A 20,602-nucleotide genomic window follows, 5' to 3' on the forward strand; every position below is an offset into this window, starting at 1 on the left:
AAACTTTTTTACTTAGCTATGCAAACAACTTATATTGAAACACAGCAAATATCCTTTCAAGATTTTAAAAATCAGATACTTGAAGACTACAGGTTAGGAAGGATTTCTCGTGAAATGTCTTATCTCGGAAGGAGAGAAGTACTTACCGGAAAAGCTAAATTCGGAATTTTTGGGGATGGTAAAGAACTTCCTCAGCTTGCTATGGCGAAGGTTTTCAGAAATGGAGACTTCCGTTCTGGGTACTATAGAGACCAGACTTTTGCGTTGGCCATTAATGCTTTAACGGCTGAAAGTTTCTTTGCTCAGATGTATGCTGATACCAGCGTAGAAAGAGAACCGGCTTCAGCAGGAAGACAGATGAACGGACACTTTGCAACAAGAAGTTTAAATGAAGACGGAAGCTGGAAAGATTTAACAGCACAGAAGAATATTTCTTCCGATATTTCTCCTACAGCAGGACAAATGCCAAGACTATTAGGATTAGCTCAGGCTTCTACAATATATAAAAATGTAAAATTTGAAGGTTCTGAAAAGTTTTCAAGAGAAGGAAATGAGATTGCTTTCGGAACTATTGGGGATGCCTCTACTGCAGAAGGTCATTTCTGGGAAACTTTGAATGCTGCCTGTGCACTTCAGGTTCCTATGATTGTTTCAATCTGGGATGACGGATACGGAATTTCAGTTCCTACTAAAAACCAGAGAGCAAAAGCTGATATCAGTGAAATGCTTAGTGGTTTCCAAAGAAAAGAAGGTGAGAACCAAGGTTGTGAGATCATTCAGGTGAGAGCTTGGGATTATGCTGCTCTATTGGATGCTTATGCTAAAGCAGAACATTTTGCAAGAACAGAAAGCGTTCCTGTAGTAGTTCACGTAGTAGACGTTACCCAGCCTCAAGGGCACTCTACATCAGGATCTCACGAAAGATATAAGAATGAAGCGCGTTTAGCTTGGGAAGCTGAATTTGACGGATTAGTAAAATTCAAAGAGTGGATTATCAACTATTCTATCGAAATTGATGGAAAAGAAGAAGTAATTGCTACAGCTGAAGAATTGGATGCTATTGATGAAGAAGCTAAAAAGTTAGCTAAATCAGGGCAAAAAGCAGCATGGGATAACTATCAGAATGCTATTAAAGAACTTATTCAGTCTATCATTCCTTTAGTAGAAAATCTTAAAGGTCAGAATGCTGAAGTAGAAGCGGCTCTTACTCATTTTAATAAATTAGTTTCAAAAGCTAAGAAAGATGTATTCCATTTAGCAAGAAAAGCTTTATTGGCTACAAGAGGTACAAACTCTGCAGAAAGAAACCAATTGATGCAGAAGTACAATGAAGTGGCTGAAATTGAAAAAGATAACTATTCATCTCACTTATACTCTGAGTCTGAATGGAAAGCTGAAAACATTAAGGAAATTAAGCCTGTTTACTCAGACAGTTCTGAAGATGTAGACGGAAGAGTAGTAATCAGAAATAACTTTGATAAAATCTTTGAAAAATATCCTGAAACATTAATCTTTGGAGAAGATACCGGAAATATCGGTGACGTAAACCAGGGATTGGAAGGAATGCAAGAGAAATATGGGGCATTGCGTATTGCTGATACCGGAATTCGTGAAGCGACTATTCTTGGGCAGGGAATTGGTATGGCGATGAGAGGTTTAAGACCAATCGCTGAAATCCAGTACTTAGACTATGTTCTTTACTGTTTACAAGGAATGAGTGATGATCTGGCAACCGTACATTACAGAACGAAAGGAGGTCAGAAAGCTCCGCTGATCATCAGAACAAGAGGTCACAGATTAGAAGGTATCTGGCATTCAGGTTCTCCAATGGCGGGTATTCTTAACCTTTCAAAAGGAATCTTAGTATTAGTACCGAGAAACCTTACGAAAGCTGCTGGTTTCTATAACACAATGCTTCAGGCAGACGAACCTGCAATCATCGTAGAATGTCTGAACGGATACAGATTAAAAGAAAAACAGCCTGACAACTTAGGAGAATTCACAGTTCCTGTAGGTAAAATTGAAGTAACGAAAGAAGGAAAAGATGTTACTTTGGTTACTTACGGTTCTACATGGAGAATTGTAACAGAAGCAGCTAATGAGTTGGAAAAACTAGGAATTTCTGCAGAAGTAATCGATATCCAGTCACTAATTCCTTTCGACTTATCTCATGAAATTGCTGAAAGTGTTAAGAAAACAAACAGATTAGTAGTGATTGATGAAGATGTTGAAGGTGGAACTACAGGATTCATCCTGCAGCAGATCTTAGAAAAGCAAAAAGCTTTCAGATATTTAGATTCAGATCCATTGACAATCTCTGCTAACGATCACAGACCAGCGTATGCAAGTGATGGTGACTACTTCAGTAAGCCATCTGCAGATGATATGGTAGAAAAGATCTATGCTATGTTTAATGAAACCAATCCTCACAAATATCCTGCGATATACTAATTAGGATTTTAAATAAAAAAAATGGGCTTTCAGATTACTGAAAGCCCATTTTTTATGGAACTGGAGATTTCTCCATTAGATTTCCTTATTCTTCCTTTTCCGCCAAAGTAATCCTCAGTTTATTTAAAGCACTCATCAAGGTTATGCTTGAAGTTAATTCTACCATTTCTCTTTCTGTAAAATGCTGTAATAATCTTTCTTTGATGTTTTGCCAGTCATTATTATAAGTGATGGCCTCTGCCGATTCCAAAACTAATTTTTGTTTTGCATCAAAGGCATTGGTATGTTTCCAGCCTGGCAACTGATTAATGGTATCCTGTTCAAAACCAAAATCGAATAGTTCTTTAGCGTGGTACCTACAACAATAGGCACATCCATTAATTTGTGATACCCTTAGCTCTGCCAATGCAATCAGTTTTTCATCAATACCGGATTTTCGGATGCTGATATGTGCTTTATAGAGATGACCAATAGTTTCCTTTGCAATTTCTTTGTAATTCATAATGAAATTTTTCTGCAAATTTGCATCAGAAATAATGACGAAACTATATGCTTACATTTTCGTTATATACTTACCTTTTTGAAAGTATAATTAAAAAATAACAATGCAGGAAATCATATCATTTTTAAAGACCAGAAAAATAGCCCTGATTATTTCGGTAATATATGTTGGTATAGGAACTTTAGCAGTGTGTTCCGCTTATGGAAGTGATTTTTTGTATGGTGAATGGACTTTATACGCTTTAGTGTTAACATTTCCTGTTTCAATTTTGAGCTTTGCTTACAGATATGCCGACCCCAATATATGGCCTGTTTTATTAATTCAGTTTTTTATGTTCTTAATTACATTTTTTATTTTGTCTTTATTTATAAAAAGTAAACCTAATAATTAATAAATGATTTTAAAAACAAAAAGCCATCAAACATTGACGGCTTTTTTCGTTTTTTTATCTACCAGACTGCAGTCTTTATCGTATACTCCTTTCACCTGATATTTTGCTTCCCATTCTTCCAGAAGATACAAAATAGGTAACAGAGCCAGCCCTTTTTCCGTAAGTGAATATTCTACTCTCGGAGGAAGTTCTTTAAACTCTTCTCGGATCACCAAACCATCTGTTTCCATTTCACGTAGCTGATCAGTCAATACCTTTCTGGAGATGACATTAATGCGTACGGCAAGCTCTCCAAAACGTAACTTTCGGTCTTTTATCACCAATACAATAATTGGTTTCCATTTGCTTCCCAGAGCAGCCATTGCTTTGCCTAAAGGACAGCTGTATTGCATTAATTCATTTTTTTCATACGTTACTTCAATGTTACTAATGTAAGTTACTGCGAAGTTACCACTATTTTTTCAATAAAAGATACAAAAACAAACTATTATTAGTTACTTTGTGTAACAATTATAAAACAAGATCTTAAATATGAGTACATCATCATTATTTAAACCGTTCCAATATAAAAATTTAGAACTTAAAAACAGAATTGTAATGGCTCCAATGACCAGAGCACAATCTGATAATGGAGTTCCTACACAGAAAATAGCCGACTATTATGGAAGAAGAGCTGCTTCAGAAGTAGGATTAATTCTTTCAGAAGGGACTGTTATTAACAGACCTGGATCAAAAAACCTGCAGAATATCCCTGATTTCTATGGGAATGAAGCTTTAAACGGCTGGAAAAATGTAATTGATACCGTGCATCAGAATGGCGGTAAAATGGGACCTCAGATCTGGCATGTTGGAGATACCAGAATGTCTGAAGATTATCCGCTATTGCCTATGGAGAAAGCTTCTACAATGACGATTGAAGATATTCAGGATACCATTTCTCAGTTTGCTGCTTCAGCAAAATCGGCAAAAGATCTTGGGTTCGACTGTCTTGAAATTCATGGAGCACACGGTTACCTTATCGATCAGTTTTTCTGGGAAGTAACCAATACAAGAACAGATGAATACGGCGGGAAAACCTTAAAAGAAAGAAGCCGATTTGCTGTTGATGTAGTAAAAGCAATCAGAGCAGCAGTAGGAGAGGACTTTACTATTATCCTTCGTCTTTCGCAATGGAAACAGCAGGACTATAAAACCAGATTAGCTTTTACTCCAAACGAAATGGAAGATTGGTTGTTACCATTAAAAGAAGCCGGAGTTGATATTTTCCACTGTTCACAGCGTCGTTTCTGGGAACCTGAGTTTGAAGGTTCCGATCTGAATTTTGCAGGATGGGCTAAGAAAATTACCGGACAGCCAACCATTACAGTAGGTTCTGTAGGGCTTAATGGAGATTTTTTAAATGCTTTTGCAGGTCAGGGAACAGAGAAAACAGATCTCACAGAACTGATTAAAAGACTGGATAATGAAGAATTTGATCTTGTAGCAGTAGGACGTGCTATTTTGCAGGATTATCAGTGGGTACAGAAGATCAAAGAAGGTAATACAGAATCTCTTTTAGATTTTTCAGCAGAAAGTATGGGCGTATTATTTTAATATTGATTTTGAATAATATGTTGGGTTCGCAGTCAATTTTTTAACAGCATATTTTATTTACTGGCGAAGTCAAACAGAAGATTCACAATTCGTATTAATCATCATAATTCACTTTATTTTATATTTAATTTTCACCTATTTATTAAAGAATCGGCTTCCAGAATTTTCTGAAAGCCGATTTTTTTAATATTTCTTGGGATTAGCATGCATATTCTATCGCTACGCAGCTCCAGTAGGCTGGAAATCCATTTTCTGCTTTATAACGGCAAGCTCTTGTTCCGGGTTCGCAATCAGGAGCGTTTCCTCCATGAATGTTCTTTAATTCTGATTTTGCTAATTTTTTTAGATTTTTCATAGTATGATTCTGTTGATTGAACATTGAACTGATCTTTTTTCAAGTATTGGCTTGAGAAAGACAGTATGAATTAATCACATTCCTCAGTAACTAGAATACATCTCCAACGGGCACGTCCGCCAGAAAAATATAAACAAGGAGTTGTATCAGGAGGACAGTCCGGAGCATTTCCACCATTAATTTTCTTTAATTCTACTTTTGCTAATTTTCTTAAATTTTTCATAGGTAATAATTTGTTGTGATTACAAATGTAATGTTTTTTATGAATGGTGCAAGGTTTTTCTTTAAAATGTGAAATAAATATAAATTCAGGTATTGAGTTTTATTTTCTATTTTCTTTGTCAGATAATTTATCATACAACAGAAATTTAAAAAACAATATGTCATTCAGATATTTATTATGCACAATACCAATTCTTTTCCTTGCATGTAAACAGGAGATAAAGAAATCAGAACCCAAAATTGCGGATTAAAATATCCAGGAACAGAAATTGAGTCAGAAAGTAAAAGCTGATACTGTTATCACACAAACCTGTATATTAATGCTGGGACCTGATGAAGAGGAGATTGAAGAACTTAAAAAGAAACAGGGAGAAGATAATTTTTATACCATTGCTGATGATGCTAACTATTATTCTGCAGAAATTTTTGAGATTGTTCCCAAAGCTATTTATTCTAAGCATAAAACCATAGATTTTCCAAACGAAAGCTATGTGTTTGATAAAAAGAAATCTGAGGATAAATGGTTGATCATTGATTATAAACCAGGTTTCAAACCTAGAATATACTCTTTGGTAGATTACTATCGCCATATCACTGAAAAGTAATCTTCAGATATCTAAAAACAAACGCGCTCCCAATAGTAAAGGAGCGCGTTTTTTAACAGATTTAAATATCTAAAACTGTCACCATCAGAATGACAGAAGTGATTTCTTATAAACCAATGTTTTTAGTTGGTTTCAACTGCTTTAAAATACTCTTTGGAATCGCCTTTTTGTGAACCAAAATAGCCGTTGATTTATATTCAACATATGGTCTTGTTACATAAAGATATCCTGCGAAGTCATTCGTTACTCCCCAAGAGTTTTTTACCATGTAATATTCTTTACCAGTCTGATCTTTAGCCAATCCTACGATATGCATACCGTGATCATCCGTTGTAGAAAGGTTATTAAGCCCTTTTTGACGCATATCCTCAGTGATGGTCTTGTCTTTTTTAGGCTCTGTAAATAAAGTCTGCTTGTTCTCAGCATTGATTTGGTCTAAATCCATATCAGGAACATAAGCTACCCCGTTTTTATAAGAGAAATAAGGCTCAGAAACGTCAGTTGCCCAACCTACAGAATATCCTTTGTTTACTGCATTATCAATGATTGCAGTAAGGTCTTTCATTGGAACGTTCCAGTCTGAATCATGGCTCCAGTTGTCAGGAATTGGAACTACAAACTTCTGGTAGTATGCATAATCTTTGTAAGAAGATAATTCTACATAGTCCTCAGCATTAATTCCTACTACTTCTTTAGCAAAAGTTTTAGGAGTGTAATTTTTTCCTTCGTACGTGAAGTTAGCAGGTACTTTTCCTAGATATTCATCAAGAATAGCATCTACAGAATCCATCCAGTTGTCCGTAAGCTTTCCTTTAGAAGAAGCCTGAACAAGGCTGTCAAGAACTGGTTTTAATTTCCCCTGCATTTCCTTGAAGTTGTTGGTTGTCTGTCCAGGTTTTAATCCTGAATACACATCCTGTGGAACTGCGCCGTACTTTTTGTACATATTGATTACATCGTGAAGTTCACCACCGTCACCCCAGCTGATAGCACCGTTATTTAAAACATATAACTTTGCTTTATCATGATAAGAGTTTCTTGCTGTAAAGATTTCAGCAAGATCTACCGGTTTTTTGCCCATTCTCTGCATTTCAGATTCAAGGAAAGAGTTTCCTGAGTAGCTCCAGCAAGTTCCTGATGAACCCTGGTTTTTTACAGAAGTAGCCCCAACGTCCTTTAACGTTGTGAACTGAAAATTAGCATTTTGTGATTGGTTGTTTTTTAACTTATTGATTAAGTCATCTTGGGCAAACATCATACTTCCTGCAGACAAAACAAAAAGTAATGATGCAATTTTCGCGTTTTTCATTACTATAAAAAGATTATTTGTATTAATAGTCGTTAATAATAGAGATTTGTTACAAGGGGAAAAGTTAAATTTGAAATTAAAATTTATAGAAGTAAAAACAAATAAGTTAATTTTAAAATTATTCTTTTGTTTTAAAAAAGTTTACCATGTTTCCAACCCTTATCAAAGTTCCTGCATCTATACTTATATAACTCCTGACTATGGAACGAGAATTATTATTGGAATGTCAACGTAACGACCGCAAAGCACAGCGGAAAGTTTACGAAAGAATGGCGGGCAGACTGTATTCAGTGTGCAGACGCTATCTGAAAAACGATGAAGATATAGAAGAAGTATTGGCCGATACTTTTTATAAAATCTTCACGAAGATTGGCCAGCTTCAGAATCCTGAAACTTTTGAATCCTGGGCAAAAAAAATTGCAGTGAATGAATGTCTTCAGAAATTAAGAGCAGATAAAGCTTTGTTTATTTCCCTGGAAGACAGCCCAACCGAACCTTCAGAAGGGTCTTCGGAACATATTTCCTTTGAAAAAGATATTCTGAACCTGTTGAACTTTCTTCCCGAAGGCTGTAGAGCTATTTTTAATCTTTTTGCGATTGAAGGATATCCGCATAAGGAAATCGCTTCTATGCTTTCTATCAGTGAAGGAACTTCAAAATCTCAGCTCAATTTTGCAAGGAAAAAACTTCAGGAACTTTTGGTGAATCAAAACATTTAAACTTTTACAACAATGGAAAATAATCATATAGATCAACAATTCAATGAAGCTTCCAGGCTTTCAGAAGAACCAACGGTTTTTCCTGGCTTTGAAAAAGTTTGGGATAAGGTTGAAGAAAAACTGGATCAGAAAATTGAAAAGAAGAAAATCATTCCTGTTTGGTTTCCTTATGGCATTGCAGCAAGTTTGGTGATAGGTTTGGGTGCTTTGTATTTCCTGAATAAGAAAAATACTCTTGAGCAGCCAGTGAAACCTGCAATGGTAAAAAATAAAGTGATAGAGGAACCTAATGCTGATACTCATATTGCGAAAATAGATCGTATAACGAAAGAGAATGTTCAGAAAGAGAAGAATAAGATAAATACAACAGGACAAGAGGTTGTAGTTTATAATAATGTTGTCCCGGAGCCATTAAGATCACCTAATATTTTGTCTGTAGATTCACCGCCACCAATGATTGAACGTCATATGGAAACTTCTGATAAAGTTACCAATATTGATGAGATTGCTATGGTGGCATATAAGCCTATAACTAAGTCTTATACAACTGGAGTAGCTTCTGTAAGTACAATGAATGTAGTTTCCCAATCTTCTCCGGTAAATAATGCATTGCAAGGAAGAGTTGCCGGTATACAGATTACTACTGCAGGGAGTAGAGGAAGAATGAAGGAAATAGAAAATACTTCCAGTAATATGAATTCCGGTTATCTTAATAATAATGAGCAGATAATGATCAGAGGAGTTGCTTCTATCACTTCTGGAAATACACCATTGTATGTTATTAATGGAAAAGTGGCAGGTACAGATGATTTCAAAAAATTAGCTCCTAATGATATTGATGATGTACAGGTTTTAAAAGAAGGTGCTTTAACTGCATTATATGGAAGTAGAGCTGCTAACGGGATTGTTTTTGTTACTACAAAGAAATTGTCAGAACGGGAGAAAAAGAGACTAAAAAAGCTTCAACATACAATCAGTAAACAAAAACCAATTTCGCAGGTGTCCAATGATGAAAGTTATGATGCTTTCGTTGAAAATCCATTTGAACTAACGCAAAATCAACCTTTGTCGACCTTTTCTATTGATGTAGATAATGCTTCTTACTCTAATGTTAGAAGGATGATCAATAACGGGCAGACAGTTGATAAGAATGCAGTAAGGATTGAAGAGATGGTCAATTATTTTAAATATAATTATCCTCAGCCCAAAAACGGAGATCCATTTTCTATTCATACAGAATATGGTGAATCACCTTGGAATCCTGATCATCAATTGTTAAAAATAGGACTTCAGGGGAAAAACCTTCCAATGAATCAGTTACCTGCATCTAATTTGGTTTTTCTTATTGATGTTTCTGGATCAATGGATGAGCAAAATAAACTTCCATTATTAAAATCTTCTTTCAAGGTATTGCTGGATCAGTTAAGACCTGAAGATAAAGTGGGAATAGTAGTCTACGCAGGTAGTGCAGGAGTGGTTCTCCCACCGACCTCTGCAGGAGAAAAACTTAAAATTATTAATGCATTAGATAATCTTCAGGCAGGTGGAAGTACTGCAGGTGGTGCTGGGATAGAACTGGCTTATAAATTGGCTCTGGAAAATTTTATAAAAGATGGGAATAACCGGGTAATTATTGCAACTGACGGTGATTTTAATGTAGGAATGTCTTCAACTACTGATCTTAAGACTCTTATAGAAGATAAAAGAAAAGAAGGCGTTTTCTTAACGTGTTTAGGCTTTGGAATGGGTAATTATAAAGACAATACTTTAGAAACATTGGCTGATAAAGGGAATGGTAACTATGCCTACATTGATAATCTTCAGGAAGCTAATAAATTTCTTGGTAAAGAATTTACCGGAAGTATGTATACGATAGCTAAAGATGTTAAGATTCAGATAGAATTTAATCCAGAGTATGTAAAATCTTATCGTTTGATTGGTTATGAGAACCGGAAACTTAGAAATGAAGATTTTATAAATGATAAAATAGATGCTGGGGAATTGGGAAGCGGACACACGGTTACAGCTTTTTATGAGATCATTCCTGCTGGTGTACACTCGGATTTCCTTCCTAAAGATAATGATTTGAAATATACTCAGAATATTGAGACTAAAGAATTTGGAGATGAATTGGCAACGGTAAAGTTTAGATATAAAATCCCAAATGGTAATACAAGTAAGGAAATTATCCAGATAGTAAAGAGTTCTGATAATAAGATATCATCGGTAAGCCCTGATTTTAAATTTGCTTCTTCTGTGGCTTGGTTTGGGTTAGTTTTAAGAGGTTCTGATCTTATAAAAAATAAGGACCTGAAGAAAATAGAAAACCTTGCAAAAGAGGGTAGAAGCAAAGATACAGAAGGATATAGAGCTGAATTTATAAGACTGGTTGAAAGTTATAAAACGATTAAGCCATAATATATTGATTACCGGATAGATTTAAATTTATTTGATGATCTTTTATCCTGATATCAAAAGCCGTTTCATTACTTATGAGGCGGTTTTTGATTCTTTATGCAATTTTGGAAATCCAAAATTTTATAATAAATCATATTGTAAATCAACAAGTTATTTAAAGGTGAGATTTTTTTATATTTTATTTTCAATAATTATTGAAAATTCAAAAATATAATTACATTTGTATCAGAAATATAAAGTACAAACAAAATGCAACTTTCAGAAGCCAAAGAAAAATACATTCAGACCTGGGGAACATTTGCAACCAATTGGGGAATCAACCGTACGATGGCGCAGGTACATGCATTGCTTTTGGCGAGCGGTAAACCATTGTCTACAGATGAGGTGATGGAGCAGTTGGAAATCTCAAGAGGAAATGCCAATATGAACCTTCGTGCTTTGATTGATTGGGGAATTGTAAGAAAGGAATTTATAAAAGGAGACCGTAAAGAATACTTCGTAGCAGAAAAGGATGTGTGGTATCTTTTCAAGCAAATTACCAAAGAACGTAGAAAAAGAGAGATTGAACCCGTAATTTCTTTTCTGGAAGAATTAAGAAATATTGAAGATAATGAATCAGAGGAGGCAAAAGAATTCATCAAGTTAATGGATGATTTTAGCTCCGTAACCGGGAAGATCAATAATATTATGGATCTGGCCATAAAAAGCGACGATCACTGGCTGGTAGGTAAGATTACCAACCTGTTGAAATAGAGTAGAAAGGGATGAAAGTCCTTTTTTATTTCAATTAAATTTTCAAAAATTATTGAAAATATAATATTTTTAAAATGTTCAATATTGTTTCATATCTGCTTTTTCTTGGCATCAGCTCATACATTACGATTGATGTGGGAAGAAGATGTTATCAGGCAGGAAAAGCTTATCTGAAATATTTATTACACGACGAAAGCCTATGCTTAACCATTAATAGAATCCTTCTGGGAAGTTATTACCTGTTGAATTTAGGATACATTGCTATTAATCTTTCCACCTGGGAAAGAATAGATACTATAGATGAGATGGTAAAAATAACTGCAGTACGTACTGGAAGTATTACTTTGATCTTATGTGGATTGCATTATATGAACATTTTTACTCTTTATTTTTTAAGAAAAAAACTAACCTTTAAATAATACGATTATGGCACTTACAGTTTTAACCACCACGTATAACTTTTCTGCTTATATGATTTATCTACCAATTGTAATTACTCTTACAGTTTTGGTATCACAGTTTCTGTTCAAAAATTCAAAAGCATTTATGATTGATATTTTTCATCAGAAAAAAGACATTGCTATGGCAACCAATTCTCTTTTTAAGATTGGCTTTTACCTACTGAATATCGGTTTTGCATTATGTATTATTGAGTTTTTCCAAATTGAAACAGTAGAAAGACTGGTCGTAGCCTTGAGTAAAAAGATTGGCGGCTTCTCTATTTACCTTGGAATAATGATGTTATTAAATCTTCTATTATTCCTGAAAGGGCGTAAACATGCATTAAATAAAGAAAACCAGGTTAGAAATGAAAACATTAATCTTTAAGATCTGGATGTACATTACTTTCCGATCAAAACACAAACGAACAAGAGGGGATTTTCTTAACCTTTAAAATAAAACACAATGAAAAATTTTATAAAATATGATCTTTATGTGCAGCTGTTCTTCCTTATAACAGGATGCCTTGTCACGATCATTAAAGGCTGGGATGGGTGGATATTATTTTACTTTATTGTGGGAATTCCTCAGTTAATAAGTTTTTTTGTCAAAATTTTTCTTAAAATCAAAATATCACCACTCTTTCTGATTTATGGAATTGTAATACTACCCGTATGGATTTCTATGGTAATTCTGAAAACACTCGAAATTGATCATCAGCTTATAGATATTCCTGTATGTATTGTAGTGATGGCATTTTTCTATAGTCCTTTTATGGCGTTATTATATGTTTTTGAAAGCCACAATCTTTATAACTCTTTAAAATAAATACCATGAAAACACTCAAAAAACATACCTTGATTTACGATAATGAATGTCCTATGTGTACTATTTATTCTAAAGGTTTTACAAAATGTGGAATGCTTGATGCTGATGGCAGGGAAGCCTTTACTGAAATATCAGTCAGAAATAAAAACCTGGTAGATTTTAACCGTGCAAAGAACGAAATTGCTCTTGTAGATCATGAAAATAATAAAGTGATATATGGATTAGATAGCTTGCTGTTAATCATAGGGAATTCATTTCCCTTATTGGAAAGAGTAGCTAGAGTACAGCCTCTGTATTGGTTTTTTAAAAAGTTATATTCCTTTGTTTCATACAACCGAAAACAGATTATTCCATCTGAAAAAAACAAGACAGAACAATCTTGTGTGCCGGATTTTAATCTGAAATACAGGTTGGCCTATATCGCTTTTGTCGCTCTGTTTTCTGCTTATATCTTAAGTTTATATTCACGAAAGCTTGGAATGGGTTTAAATCCGAACTACTTCAGAGAGTTAGCTGTTTGTTTAGGACAAATTCTCTGGCAAACTTTATTTTTAAAAAGATATTTAAAAGATAAAATCTGGGATTACCTCGGAAATATGATGACTGTTTCATTAATAGGAACATTACTCTTAATTCCTGCTTTATTAACCAATTTTGTTCCTGTTTTTTATCTCATTTATTTTGGATTTGTAGTATTCATCATGTTTCTTGAACACCTGAGAAGATGCAGAATTTTAAAACTGGACTTGCTTCCTACCATTTCATGGGGCGTGTTCAGATTAACAGCCTTGGCCATTATTATTGCAGTAACAATTTAAAGATGATAAAATATGTCCCGAATTTATTTAGAAACCCTGATTAACGCTGATATTAATACAGTTTTTGATTTAGCAAGAAATATAGATTTACACCAAAAGTCTACCTCAAAAACTCACGAAAAAGCAATTGCAGGACGTACTTCTGGTCTGATTGAAGAAAATGAAACCGTAACCTGGAGAGCGAAACATCTTGGAGTGTATCAAAATCTCACCACAAAAATTATCAGCATGGAAAAACCCAATCAGTTTACAGATGAGATGCAGAAAGGAGTCTTCAAATCACTCCGTCATCAGCATATTTTTAAAACAGTAAATGGAAAAACAATAATGACAGATATCTTTGATTTTGAATCTCCATTAGGAATAATAGGAAAAATGTTCAACAAACTATTTCTCAAAAACTACATGAAAAATTTCCTGCTAGAACGAAATAAGCTTATGAAAACCACTGCAGAATCATCAACCAGCCACGAAATGACGACTTAACCCAGGACAGAATCAAATTCTATCAACAATCAAACCCATAAAAACAACCCACATCAAAAATCCATATCATGAATTTTTTAAAAGCAGAATGGCGGAAATTAGCCATCATCAATTACGAAATCAATCCTGATCTGTTATTAAAATACCTTCCGGAAGGTACAGAGCTCGATTTTTATGAGGGAAAATGCTATGTTAGTGTGGTCGGGTTCATGTTTTTAAATACAAAATTATTGGGTTTAGCTGTTCCTTTTCATCGTAATTTTGAAGAAGTGAACCTCAGGTTTTATGTAAAGAAGAATGAAAACGGGGTATGGAAGAGAGGTGTGGTTTTTATCAAAGAAATAGTCCCAAAACCAGCTTTAAGCTTTGTTGCCAATTCTGTTTACAAAGAAAATTATCATACCATGCCGATGAAAAATTTGATTCATCATCAGGAAGAAGAGCTTTTGATTCAATATTCATGGAAAGACAAAAACTGGCATTCTATTCAGATCACTGCTGAGAATAAAATGAAACCTATGGAAGCAGATTCAGAATTTGAGTTCATTACAGAGCATTATTATGGTTTCACGAAAAAAGGGAATAAGACCTCAGAATATGAAGTATGCCATCCAAAATGGGAGTGTTATCAGGTAAAAGATTATCAACTGGACATTGATTTTCATAAGATTTATGGAAAAGATTTTGAGTGTCTTACTCATCAGGAACCCATTTCGGTAATGTTAGCTGAAGGCTCAGAAATAGAAGTGAAAACCAAAAAATACATCCTGGAAAATAAAGAAACAGTATAGCCCACACCTTGCATCCCACACCTCGAACCTCGCATCTCGCATCACGTACCCATAAACCTCACAAAAATGGAAATAATCATAGCTGCCGGAACTGGATTTCTCGGCCAAAACTTAGAAAAATACTTTACAGAAAAAGGAGATCAGGTTTACATCCTGACCCGGAAACCTAAACGTAAATGCGAAATCTATTGGAACGCTGAAACAATAGGAGAGTGGAAGAACTTCCTTGAAGGAGCTGATGTTCTCATTAACCTTACAGGGAAATCAGTTGATTGCCGTTATCATGACAGAAATAAAAAAGAGATTTATGCATCAAGAATAAACAGTACAAAAATATTGCAGGAAGCAGTTAATAGCTGTTCTGTTCCACCAAAAATATGGATGAATGCCAGTTCAGCTACTATTTATGTACATTCAGAAAAGCATCTGAATACAGAGAAAAACGGGATTATTGGGGATGATTTTTCAATGAATATCTGTAAAAGCTGGGAAAAAGAATTTTTTAACATTCAAAACAACAGAACAAGAAAAGTGACGCTCCGTACTTCTATTGTATTAGGAAATAATGGCGGTGCATTTCCAAAGCTGAAAATGATTACAAAATTAGGATTAGGTGGCAAACAGGGAAGGGGAAATCAAATGGTAAGCTGGCTTCATATTGATGATTTCTGTAGAGCTGTAGATTGGATTATTCAGAATGAAAGTATAAGCGGTGTTATCAATATAACTGCTCCGGCTCCATTATCCAATGAAACCATGATGAGCAAACTAAGAAAAGAGTTCAGAGTTCCATTTGGATTAGATGCTCCGGTATGGCAGTTGGAAATTGCCTCTGTATTTCTGAAAACAGAAACCGAATTATTATTAAAAAGCCGTAACGTTTATCCTGAAAAACTCATTGAAACCGGTTTTCATTTTTCTTACCCAACGTTTGATGAAGCCATTCTTAAGCTGAAAATTTCATAATATATAAGTTGTATAAAAAATAAAAGAGCAGAAATAAATTCTGCTCTTTATAGATGAAATATAATGAATTAAAAAATGTCTAATATTTTCTTGCAAGTAGTAAGTTCAGTAAGAAAGTACCAGTCCAGTTACTGTTGTTACTTCCGTTGGCTCCTATAAAATCAATACGGGCTACAGATACAGTGAGTCTTGTTCTGCCGCTGGTACCATTATTGGCAAGGCTTACAAACGATGCCGTAAATACATCAGGAAAACTGGAGTTATTTCCTGCTGTTAAAGTAGGGTACATATTGGTTACATTAAAAGGAGTTCCCTGATATTCATATACAATAGTCATTCTACTTGCATTTGAGAATGCTGCTGTATGAGCATTATTTATTGATGTTTTACTGATAACCCACCATCTGTCAGTTCCTGTGCCCGTGTCATAGGTGGCAACAGTATGGTTATCCCAGTCAGCAATTGATCCACTTCCACCACCATGAGGTGGAATTGAAAGCTGTGCTCCATAAATCTCTACGTTGCTCGGTTTAGGAAGTACCGTAAAAGACAGATCCCATGTTCCACCTGTGGTATTACCATTATTCACTACTTCAGCGTAAGCTCCTACAGGAATTACAAAAGAAGCTACCGGAGTATTGTCAATCCGTAATGTATTACCGCTTGAAGCCTGAAGCGTAATAGCTGAAGATGAAATATTCTTGATCTTATAAATTCTTCCTGTATAACTTGTAGTTCCTGTTCCGATAACAGGAAGCGTAAATGTTGCAGCAGCAGCTCCATTATAGGTAATATAATGATCTGTAGCCAGAATTGTATAAGCAGCTGTTGTTATTTCTTTGTAACCAGCTCTTAAAGATCCGTTGATTGCTAATGTACTATTAGGAGTTGTGGTATTAATGCCAACCTGTGCATTCAGCATGGCTGTCCCGAACAAGAAAATTGAAATATATTTCCTCATATTGTTTTTTTTAAATGTGTTTTGCAAAAATATAGAAAATTAATCATTGATATGGTTTTTGTTAACGAATTTTAATGTTTTTTAACATAAATCTCTATTTTGGGATATTTAAATTATTTGTAGATATGAATTTTAATCGGTGTATATTGTATGTTTTCAATATGTTATGTGTTGTATTTAAAAGAGTTTTGTGCTTTCTTATAAATATTGTATTCTTCCTGTTTTTGAAAGAATAATAAAATTATACTCTTTTGTTTGTAACAATTGCAAATAATGCATTGTCATTACTATCCTGGGATAATGTATTCTATAGAAAAAATATTGGTATGATATGTGTAAGTTTAAATTATAAACATGAATGAATTTAATGAAGTGTTGATTCATTCAAAAATATGAATATCATGAAAAAAGTATTGATTTCAACCCTGTTATTGTTAGGCTTATCCACGAATGTTTTTGCTCAAAAACATCCACCTGCTCCGCCACATCCTTCAAAAAATGAATTAATCAGTCTTAAGCAGCAGGAACTGGATAAAAAATACAATCTGGAAAAGAAGCTGATTCTTAATCATCCGCTTGCCACCAAACAGATGAAAAGAGATCAGATGAAGGCTTTGAACAAAAGATATCAGACTGAAAAACGATTGCTTAAACAAGCAAAATAATACGGTTTTTTTGCACTTATTAAAATTTGACAGGTGAAATTCTCTAAAAGGAATTTTACGAATTTTTCAGTTTAAAATAATTTTTATTGAAAGAGAATGCTTTTTGTGTTCTCTTTTTTTGTGTATAATTTAATGAAAACAGCTTGTTGATGGATTTTAAGATCAAATTGATGAAACGTGAAACATCCAATATTTTTCCTTAAATTCGCATAAAAATTTTTAAAGTAATGAATTACGATATTATTGTCATTGGAAGTGGTCCTGGTGGATATGTTACTGCGATCAGAGCAGCACAATTGGGTTTCAAAACCGCAATTATCGAGAAAGAAAACTTAGGAGGAATCTGCCTTAACTGGGGATGTATTCCAACCAAAGCTTTATTGAAATCTGCTCAGGTTTTTCATTATATCAACCATGCTGAAGATTACGGATTAAATAAAGTAGAAGCAAGCTTCGAATTCCCGAATGTTATTCAGAGAAGCCGTGGTGTTGCCAGCAAAATGAGCAAAGGAATCGAGTTCTTGATGAAAAAGAACAAGATTGACGTAATTCTTGGTACTGCAAAAGTACAGAAAGGTAAAAAAGTTTCTGTAACAGATAAAGACGGTAAAGTAGTAGAGTATACTGCTAATCATATTATTATTGCTACAGGAGCTCGTTCAAGAGAATTACCAAACTTACCGCAGGATGGTAAAAAAGTAATCGGATACAGACAGGCATTATCTCTTCCTGAGCAGCCAAAATCTATGATTGTTGTAGGTTCTGGAGCTATCGGGGTAGAATTTGCTGACTTCTATAACACAATGGGAACTAAAGTAACTGTTGTTGAATTTATGCCAAACATCGTTCCTGTAGAAGATGAAGAAATCTCTAAACACTTAGAGAAATCTCTGAAAAAATCAGGTATCGAAATTATGACAAACGCTTCTGTAGAAAGCGTAGATACTACAGGTGAAGGCGTAAAAGCTAACGTTAAAACTGCTAACGGAAACATTACTCTTGAAGCTGATGTTCTATTATCTGCTGTAGGTATTGCTGCTAACATCGAAAACATCGGTTTAGAAGAAGTAGGAATCCAGACAGATAAAGGTAGAGTTTTAGTAAACGAATGGTATGAAACTTCTGTACCTGGTTACTATGCAATCGGTGATATCATCCCAACTCAGGCACTTGCTCACGTTGCATCTGCAGAAGGAATCACTTGTGTTGAGAAAATCAAAGGAATGCACGTTGAGAAAATCGACTATGGTAATATCCCTGGATGTACTTACTGCCACCCTGAAGTAGCTTCTGTAGGTCTTACTGAAAAGCAGGCTAAAGAAAAAGGATATGAAATTAAAGTAGGTAAATTCCCTCTTTCTGCAAGTGGTAAAGCTACTGCAAACGGAAATACAGACGGATTTATCAAAGTAATCTTTGATGCTAAATATGGTGAATGGTTAGGATGCCACATGATTGGTGAAGGAGTAACAGATATGGTTGCTGAAGCAGTAGTTGCTAGAAAATTAGAAACTACAGGTCACGAGATCATCAAGTCTATCCACCCACACCCAACAGTTTCTGAAGCTATCATGGAAGCAGCAGCAGCAGCTTACGGTGAGGTGATTCACATTTAATCAATTATTTTATTATATTTAAAGCTCAGATTTTTCTGAGCTTTTTTAATAACTATCCATGAAGAAAATAATCTTTTTATTTGGGATGTTTTGTTTTACTCTGCTTTTTTCTCAAGAAAAAGAAAACAAAAGATATTTTCCTGCAGAGTATGTTTTAAAAACCTCTGGAGATACCATAAAAGCTAAAGTGAGAAATACCGGACTTTATACCAATACAAAATACTCATTTGCTACTATTTTATTCAAAATGAAAATGATGGACGAAAAAGGAGTTACCAACTGGGTTCCCATTAATGATGTAAGGTATATTAAAATTTTAGATGAAAATCAGAATAAACATGAATATTTTGCTTCAACGGATAAATTTCTTAAGGAGAAAGGATTGGTTGAAGTGCTTTATGAAGGGAAAAATATAAATTGGTATAAAGCTTTTAATAATTCAATTCTGACACCGAAAGTTCAATTTATCAAATATCTGGTAGATAAAGATAAAAATATCCTTTATGAATATAAAGACGGTCCTTTTGATGACTTTAGACAGAGTTTAAAAAAGCTATTCAAAGATGATTCAGAGTTTACAGAAAAACTCAATCAAACTAAATCAGAGAAAGAATGTATTCAGCTTTTACAATTATGGGATACAAAATTAGATTAGATCAGTACAATATAAAAGCTCAGAGAAATCTGAGCTTTTTTCATGGGTTGAGATAAATTATTACTAAAAACCTAACAGATTTCTTAAACCTGTTAGGTTTGTTTGTAAACATATGTTTTTATTGTATAGGAACTGCGGAGATAATGTCTTCTCCCCAGTTAGAGCCTCCTAATCGGTCTAAATAAGCTGAAGAAGGAGGAGTTCCTATAACTTCAGAATTTCCTACAATAAGCCAATACGTTTTATTAGCCCCGGATTTGTTATTAATAATAATCTGGCCATTTGCAATATTATATTTTAAAGCCCCTGATGGAACAGGACCTTGCAGCATACCACTGATCTTGTCGGCTGTTCCTTCTATATCAAGGCTTTTATCAATAAAGGTTTGTGAGTCCGAAAATGTAGATCTGAACCAAATATAATCATCCCCATCTAATATGGAGTTTGGATTATTTACAGATAAAAGGTTCACGGTTACAAGCCATTTTCCAGGAGGCAGTTCTATATTGGAACCTGTATGATGATAGTTGTAATCATAGGCAAGAGGAAGGTTATAACCATTTCCCATAGTTCCCACAACAAGTTCTAAGCTTTGTTTTTTCCATATTCCTACACCATTTTCATCCGATGTAAGTACTTTGTTTTTGCCTTGTAATCCATCATTGATCTTAATTCCTGCAATTGGGGCAGAAGAAGTTCCTGTAGTTAAAATATCCAGTTTTACAGATGGTAAAACCATACCTAGTCCTACATTTCCGGTTTTGGTAACAATAAAGTCGTCTGATAACTGAGCTAATGATGGAATACTAGAGGCGGGGTTATTCTTTCCCCCGTCTACATGGAAAGTACCTAATGGATTTGCTGTGTTAATTCCTACCTGAGCAAAAATAAAAGTGCCCATAAAAATAAAGGAGGCACCGAAATGTTTCATTTTCAATAATGTCATGTGTTTTTGTTAGTTTAATTAAGCATTACAAAACTAAATGAGCATCTTTGATTAGGCAATGAACAAATGTTAATAAATTTGCCTTTTAATTCTACTTAAAGCCTGAGGAGT

At 34.4% G+C, this 20,602-nt stretch carries 24 protein-coding genes; 17 read left to right on the top strand and 7 right to left on the bottom strand.

Annotated features, from left to right (window positions below; all coding sequences use genetic code 11):
• Positions 1-18 precede the first annotated feature (18 nt).
• Positions 19-2,451, top strand: a complete 2,433-nt coding sequence (locus tag BOQ64_RS12725; protein ID WP_129055783.1) for a transketolase C-terminal domain-containing protein — start codon at positions 19-21, stop codon at positions 2,449-2,451.
• A gap of 85 nt (positions 2,452-2,536) precedes the next feature.
• Here BOQ64_RS12725 and BOQ64_RS12730 read toward each other — a convergent pair whose 3' ends face one another.
• The gene (locus tag BOQ64_RS12730) at positions 2,537-2,953 is read right to left on the bottom strand and encodes a carboxymuconolactone decarboxylase family protein (RefSeq protein ID WP_129055785.1); all 417 of its coding nucleotides are present in this window, start codon (positions 2,951-2,953) and stop codon (positions 2,537-2,539) included.
• 103 nt (positions 2,954-3,056) lie between these two features.
• On the opposite strand from BOQ64_RS12730, the gene BOQ64_RS12735 reads away from it, so the two are divergent.
• A complete protein-coding gene (locus BOQ64_RS12735; protein ID WP_129055787.1) occupies positions 3,057-3,344 on the top strand; it encodes a hypothetical protein in 288 nt (95 codons plus the stop codon).
• A gap of 26 nt (positions 3,345-3,370) precedes the next feature.
• Here the strand turns inward: BOQ64_RS12735 and BOQ64_RS12740 are convergent, their stop codons facing one another.
• Complete coding sequence (locus tag BOQ64_RS12740; protein ID WP_129055789.1) at positions 3,371-3,736, bottom strand: winged helix-turn-helix transcriptional regulator; 366 nt, start codon at positions 3,734-3,736, stop codon at positions 3,371-3,373.
• A 139-nt stretch (positions 3,737-3,875) separates the two neighbouring features.
• On the opposite strand from BOQ64_RS12740, the gene BOQ64_RS12745 reads away from it, so the two are divergent.
• Positions 3,876-4,937 carry an NADH:flavin oxidoreductase gene (locus tag BOQ64_RS12745; RefSeq protein WP_129055791.1) on the top strand — a complete coding sequence of 354 codons (1,062 nt, stop codon included), beginning with the start codon at positions 3,876-3,878 and terminating at the stop codon, positions 4,935-4,937.
• 199 nt (positions 4,938-5,136) lie between these two features.
• Here the strand turns inward: BOQ64_RS12745 and BOQ64_RS23110 are convergent, their stop codons facing one another.
• The gene (locus BOQ64_RS23110; RefSeq protein ID WP_164975802.1) at positions 5,137-5,292 is read right to left on the bottom strand and encodes a bacteriocin-like protein; all 156 of its coding nucleotides are present in this window, start codon (positions 5,290-5,292) and stop codon (positions 5,137-5,139) included.
• Between the two features lie 70 nt (positions 5,293-5,362).
• Positions 5,363-5,515, bottom strand: coding sequence for a bacteriocin-like protein (locus BOQ64_RS23115; RefSeq protein ID WP_164975803.1), 153 nt, complete (start codon positions 5,513-5,515; stop codon positions 5,363-5,365).
• Positions 5,516-5,783: 268 nt separating this feature from the next.
• Here BOQ64_RS23115 and BOQ64_RS12750 point away from each other — a divergent pair, with 268 nt between their 5' ends.
• Positions 5,784-6,119: a hypothetical protein gene (locus BOQ64_RS12750; RefSeq protein ID WP_129055793.1), complete on the top strand. Its 336-nt coding sequence runs from the start codon at positions 5,784-5,786 to the stop codon at positions 6,117-6,119.
• A gap of 106 nt (positions 6,120-6,225) precedes the next feature.
• Here BOQ64_RS12750 and BOQ64_RS12755 read toward each other — a convergent pair whose 3' ends face one another.
• Positions 6,226-7,428, bottom strand: coding sequence for an aminopeptidase C (locus BOQ64_RS12755; RefSeq protein ID WP_129055794.1), 1,203 nt, complete (start codon positions 7,426-7,428; stop codon positions 6,226-6,228).
• 200 nt (positions 7,429-7,628) lie between these two features.
• Between BOQ64_RS12755 and BOQ64_RS12760 the strand changes: the two genes are divergently transcribed.
• The 10 genes from BOQ64_RS12760 to BOQ64_RS12805 all read left to right on the top strand — a co-directional run bounded on the left by BOQ64_RS12760 (position 7,629) and on the right by BOQ64_RS12805 (position 15,648).
• Positions 7,629-8,147: an RNA polymerase sigma factor gene (locus BOQ64_RS12760; protein WP_129055796.1), complete on the top strand. Its 519-nt coding sequence runs from the start codon at positions 7,629-7,631 to the stop codon at positions 8,145-8,147.
• A 12-nt stretch (positions 8,148-8,159) separates the two neighbouring features.
• Positions 8,160-10,565, top strand: a complete 2,406-nt coding sequence (locus BOQ64_RS12765; RefSeq protein ID WP_129055798.1) for a vWA domain-containing protein — start codon at positions 8,160-8,162, stop codon at positions 10,563-10,565.
• A gap of 249 nt (positions 10,566-10,814) precedes the next feature.
• A complete protein-coding gene (locus tag BOQ64_RS12770; protein ID WP_129055799.1) occupies positions 10,815-11,318 on the top strand; it encodes a GbsR/MarR family transcriptional regulator in 504 nt (167 codons plus the stop codon).
• Positions 11,319-11,392: 74 nt separating this feature from the next.
• A complete protein-coding gene (locus BOQ64_RS12775; protein WP_129055801.1) occupies positions 11,393-11,737 on the top strand; it encodes a hypothetical protein in 345 nt (114 codons plus the stop codon).
• 7 nt (positions 11,738-11,744) lie between these two features.
• Complete coding sequence (locus BOQ64_RS12780) at positions 11,745-12,146, top strand: hypothetical protein (RefSeq protein WP_129055802.1); 402 nt, start codon at positions 11,745-11,747, stop codon at positions 12,144-12,146.
• Between the two features lie 78 nt (positions 12,147-12,224).
• Entirely contained in the window at positions 12,225-12,587 is a 363-nt protein-coding gene (locus BOQ64_RS12785) for a hypothetical protein (RefSeq protein ID WP_129055804.1), read from the top strand.
• Between the two features lie 5 nt (positions 12,588-12,592).
• Complete coding sequence (locus tag BOQ64_RS12790) at positions 12,593-13,405, top strand: DCC1-like thiol-disulfide oxidoreductase family protein (RefSeq protein WP_129055805.1); 813 nt, start codon at positions 12,593-12,595, stop codon at positions 13,403-13,405.
• Between the two features lie 12 nt (positions 13,406-13,417).
• A complete protein-coding gene (locus tag BOQ64_RS12795; protein ID WP_129055807.1) occupies positions 13,418-13,891 on the top strand; it encodes an SRPBCC family protein in 474 nt (157 codons plus the stop codon).
• 68 nt (positions 13,892-13,959) lie between these two features.
• The gene (locus BOQ64_RS12800) at positions 13,960-14,682 is read left to right on the top strand and encodes a YqjF family protein (RefSeq protein ID WP_129055809.1); all 723 of its coding nucleotides are present in this window, start codon (positions 13,960-13,962) and stop codon (positions 14,680-14,682) included.
• A 66-nt stretch (positions 14,683-14,748) separates the two neighbouring features.
• Positions 14,749-15,648, top strand: coding sequence for a TIGR01777 family oxidoreductase (locus BOQ64_RS12805; RefSeq protein WP_129055811.1), 900 nt, complete (start codon positions 14,749-14,751; stop codon positions 15,646-15,648).
• Between the two features lie 79 nt (positions 15,649-15,727).
• Here the strand turns inward: BOQ64_RS12805 and BOQ64_RS12810 are convergent, their stop codons facing one another.
• Complete coding sequence (locus BOQ64_RS12810; RefSeq protein WP_129055813.1) at positions 15,728-16,609, bottom strand: hypothetical protein; 882 nt, start codon at positions 16,607-16,609, stop codon at positions 15,728-15,730.
• Positions 16,610-17,010: 401 nt separating this feature from the next.
• Between BOQ64_RS12810 and BOQ64_RS12815 the strand changes: the two genes are divergently transcribed.
• The 3 genes from BOQ64_RS12815 to BOQ64_RS12825 all read left to right on the top strand — a co-directional run bounded on the left by BOQ64_RS12815 (position 17,011) and on the right by BOQ64_RS12825 (position 19,545).
• Entirely contained in the window at positions 17,011-17,274 is a 264-nt protein-coding gene (locus tag BOQ64_RS12815; protein ID WP_228448356.1) for a hypothetical protein, read from the top strand.
• 227 nt (positions 17,275-17,501) lie between these two features.
• Positions 17,502-18,890 (top strand): dihydrolipoyl dehydrogenase, encoded by a 1,389-nt coding sequence (gene lpdA / locus BOQ64_RS12820; protein ID WP_047097043.1) that lies wholly within the window; start codon positions 17,502-17,504, stop codon positions 18,888-18,890.
• 58 nt (positions 18,891-18,948) lie between these two features.
• Positions 18,949-19,545: a hypothetical protein gene (locus BOQ64_RS12825; protein ID WP_129055815.1), complete on the top strand. Its 597-nt coding sequence runs from the start codon at positions 18,949-18,951 to the stop codon at positions 19,543-19,545.
• A gap of 118 nt (positions 19,546-19,663) precedes the next feature.
• Here the strand turns inward: BOQ64_RS12825 and BOQ64_RS12830 are convergent, their stop codons facing one another.
• Positions 19,664-20,476 (bottom strand): hypothetical protein, encoded by an 813-nt coding sequence (locus BOQ64_RS12830; RefSeq protein ID WP_129059728.1) that lies wholly within the window; start codon positions 20,474-20,476, stop codon positions 19,664-19,666.
• Between the last annotated feature and the right edge of the window lie 126 nt (positions 20,477-20,602).

The organism is Chryseobacterium sp. CH25 (assembly GCF_004119455.1).
Lineage (GTDB): Bacteria > Bacteroidota > Bacteroidia > Flavobacteriales > Weeksellaceae > Chryseobacterium.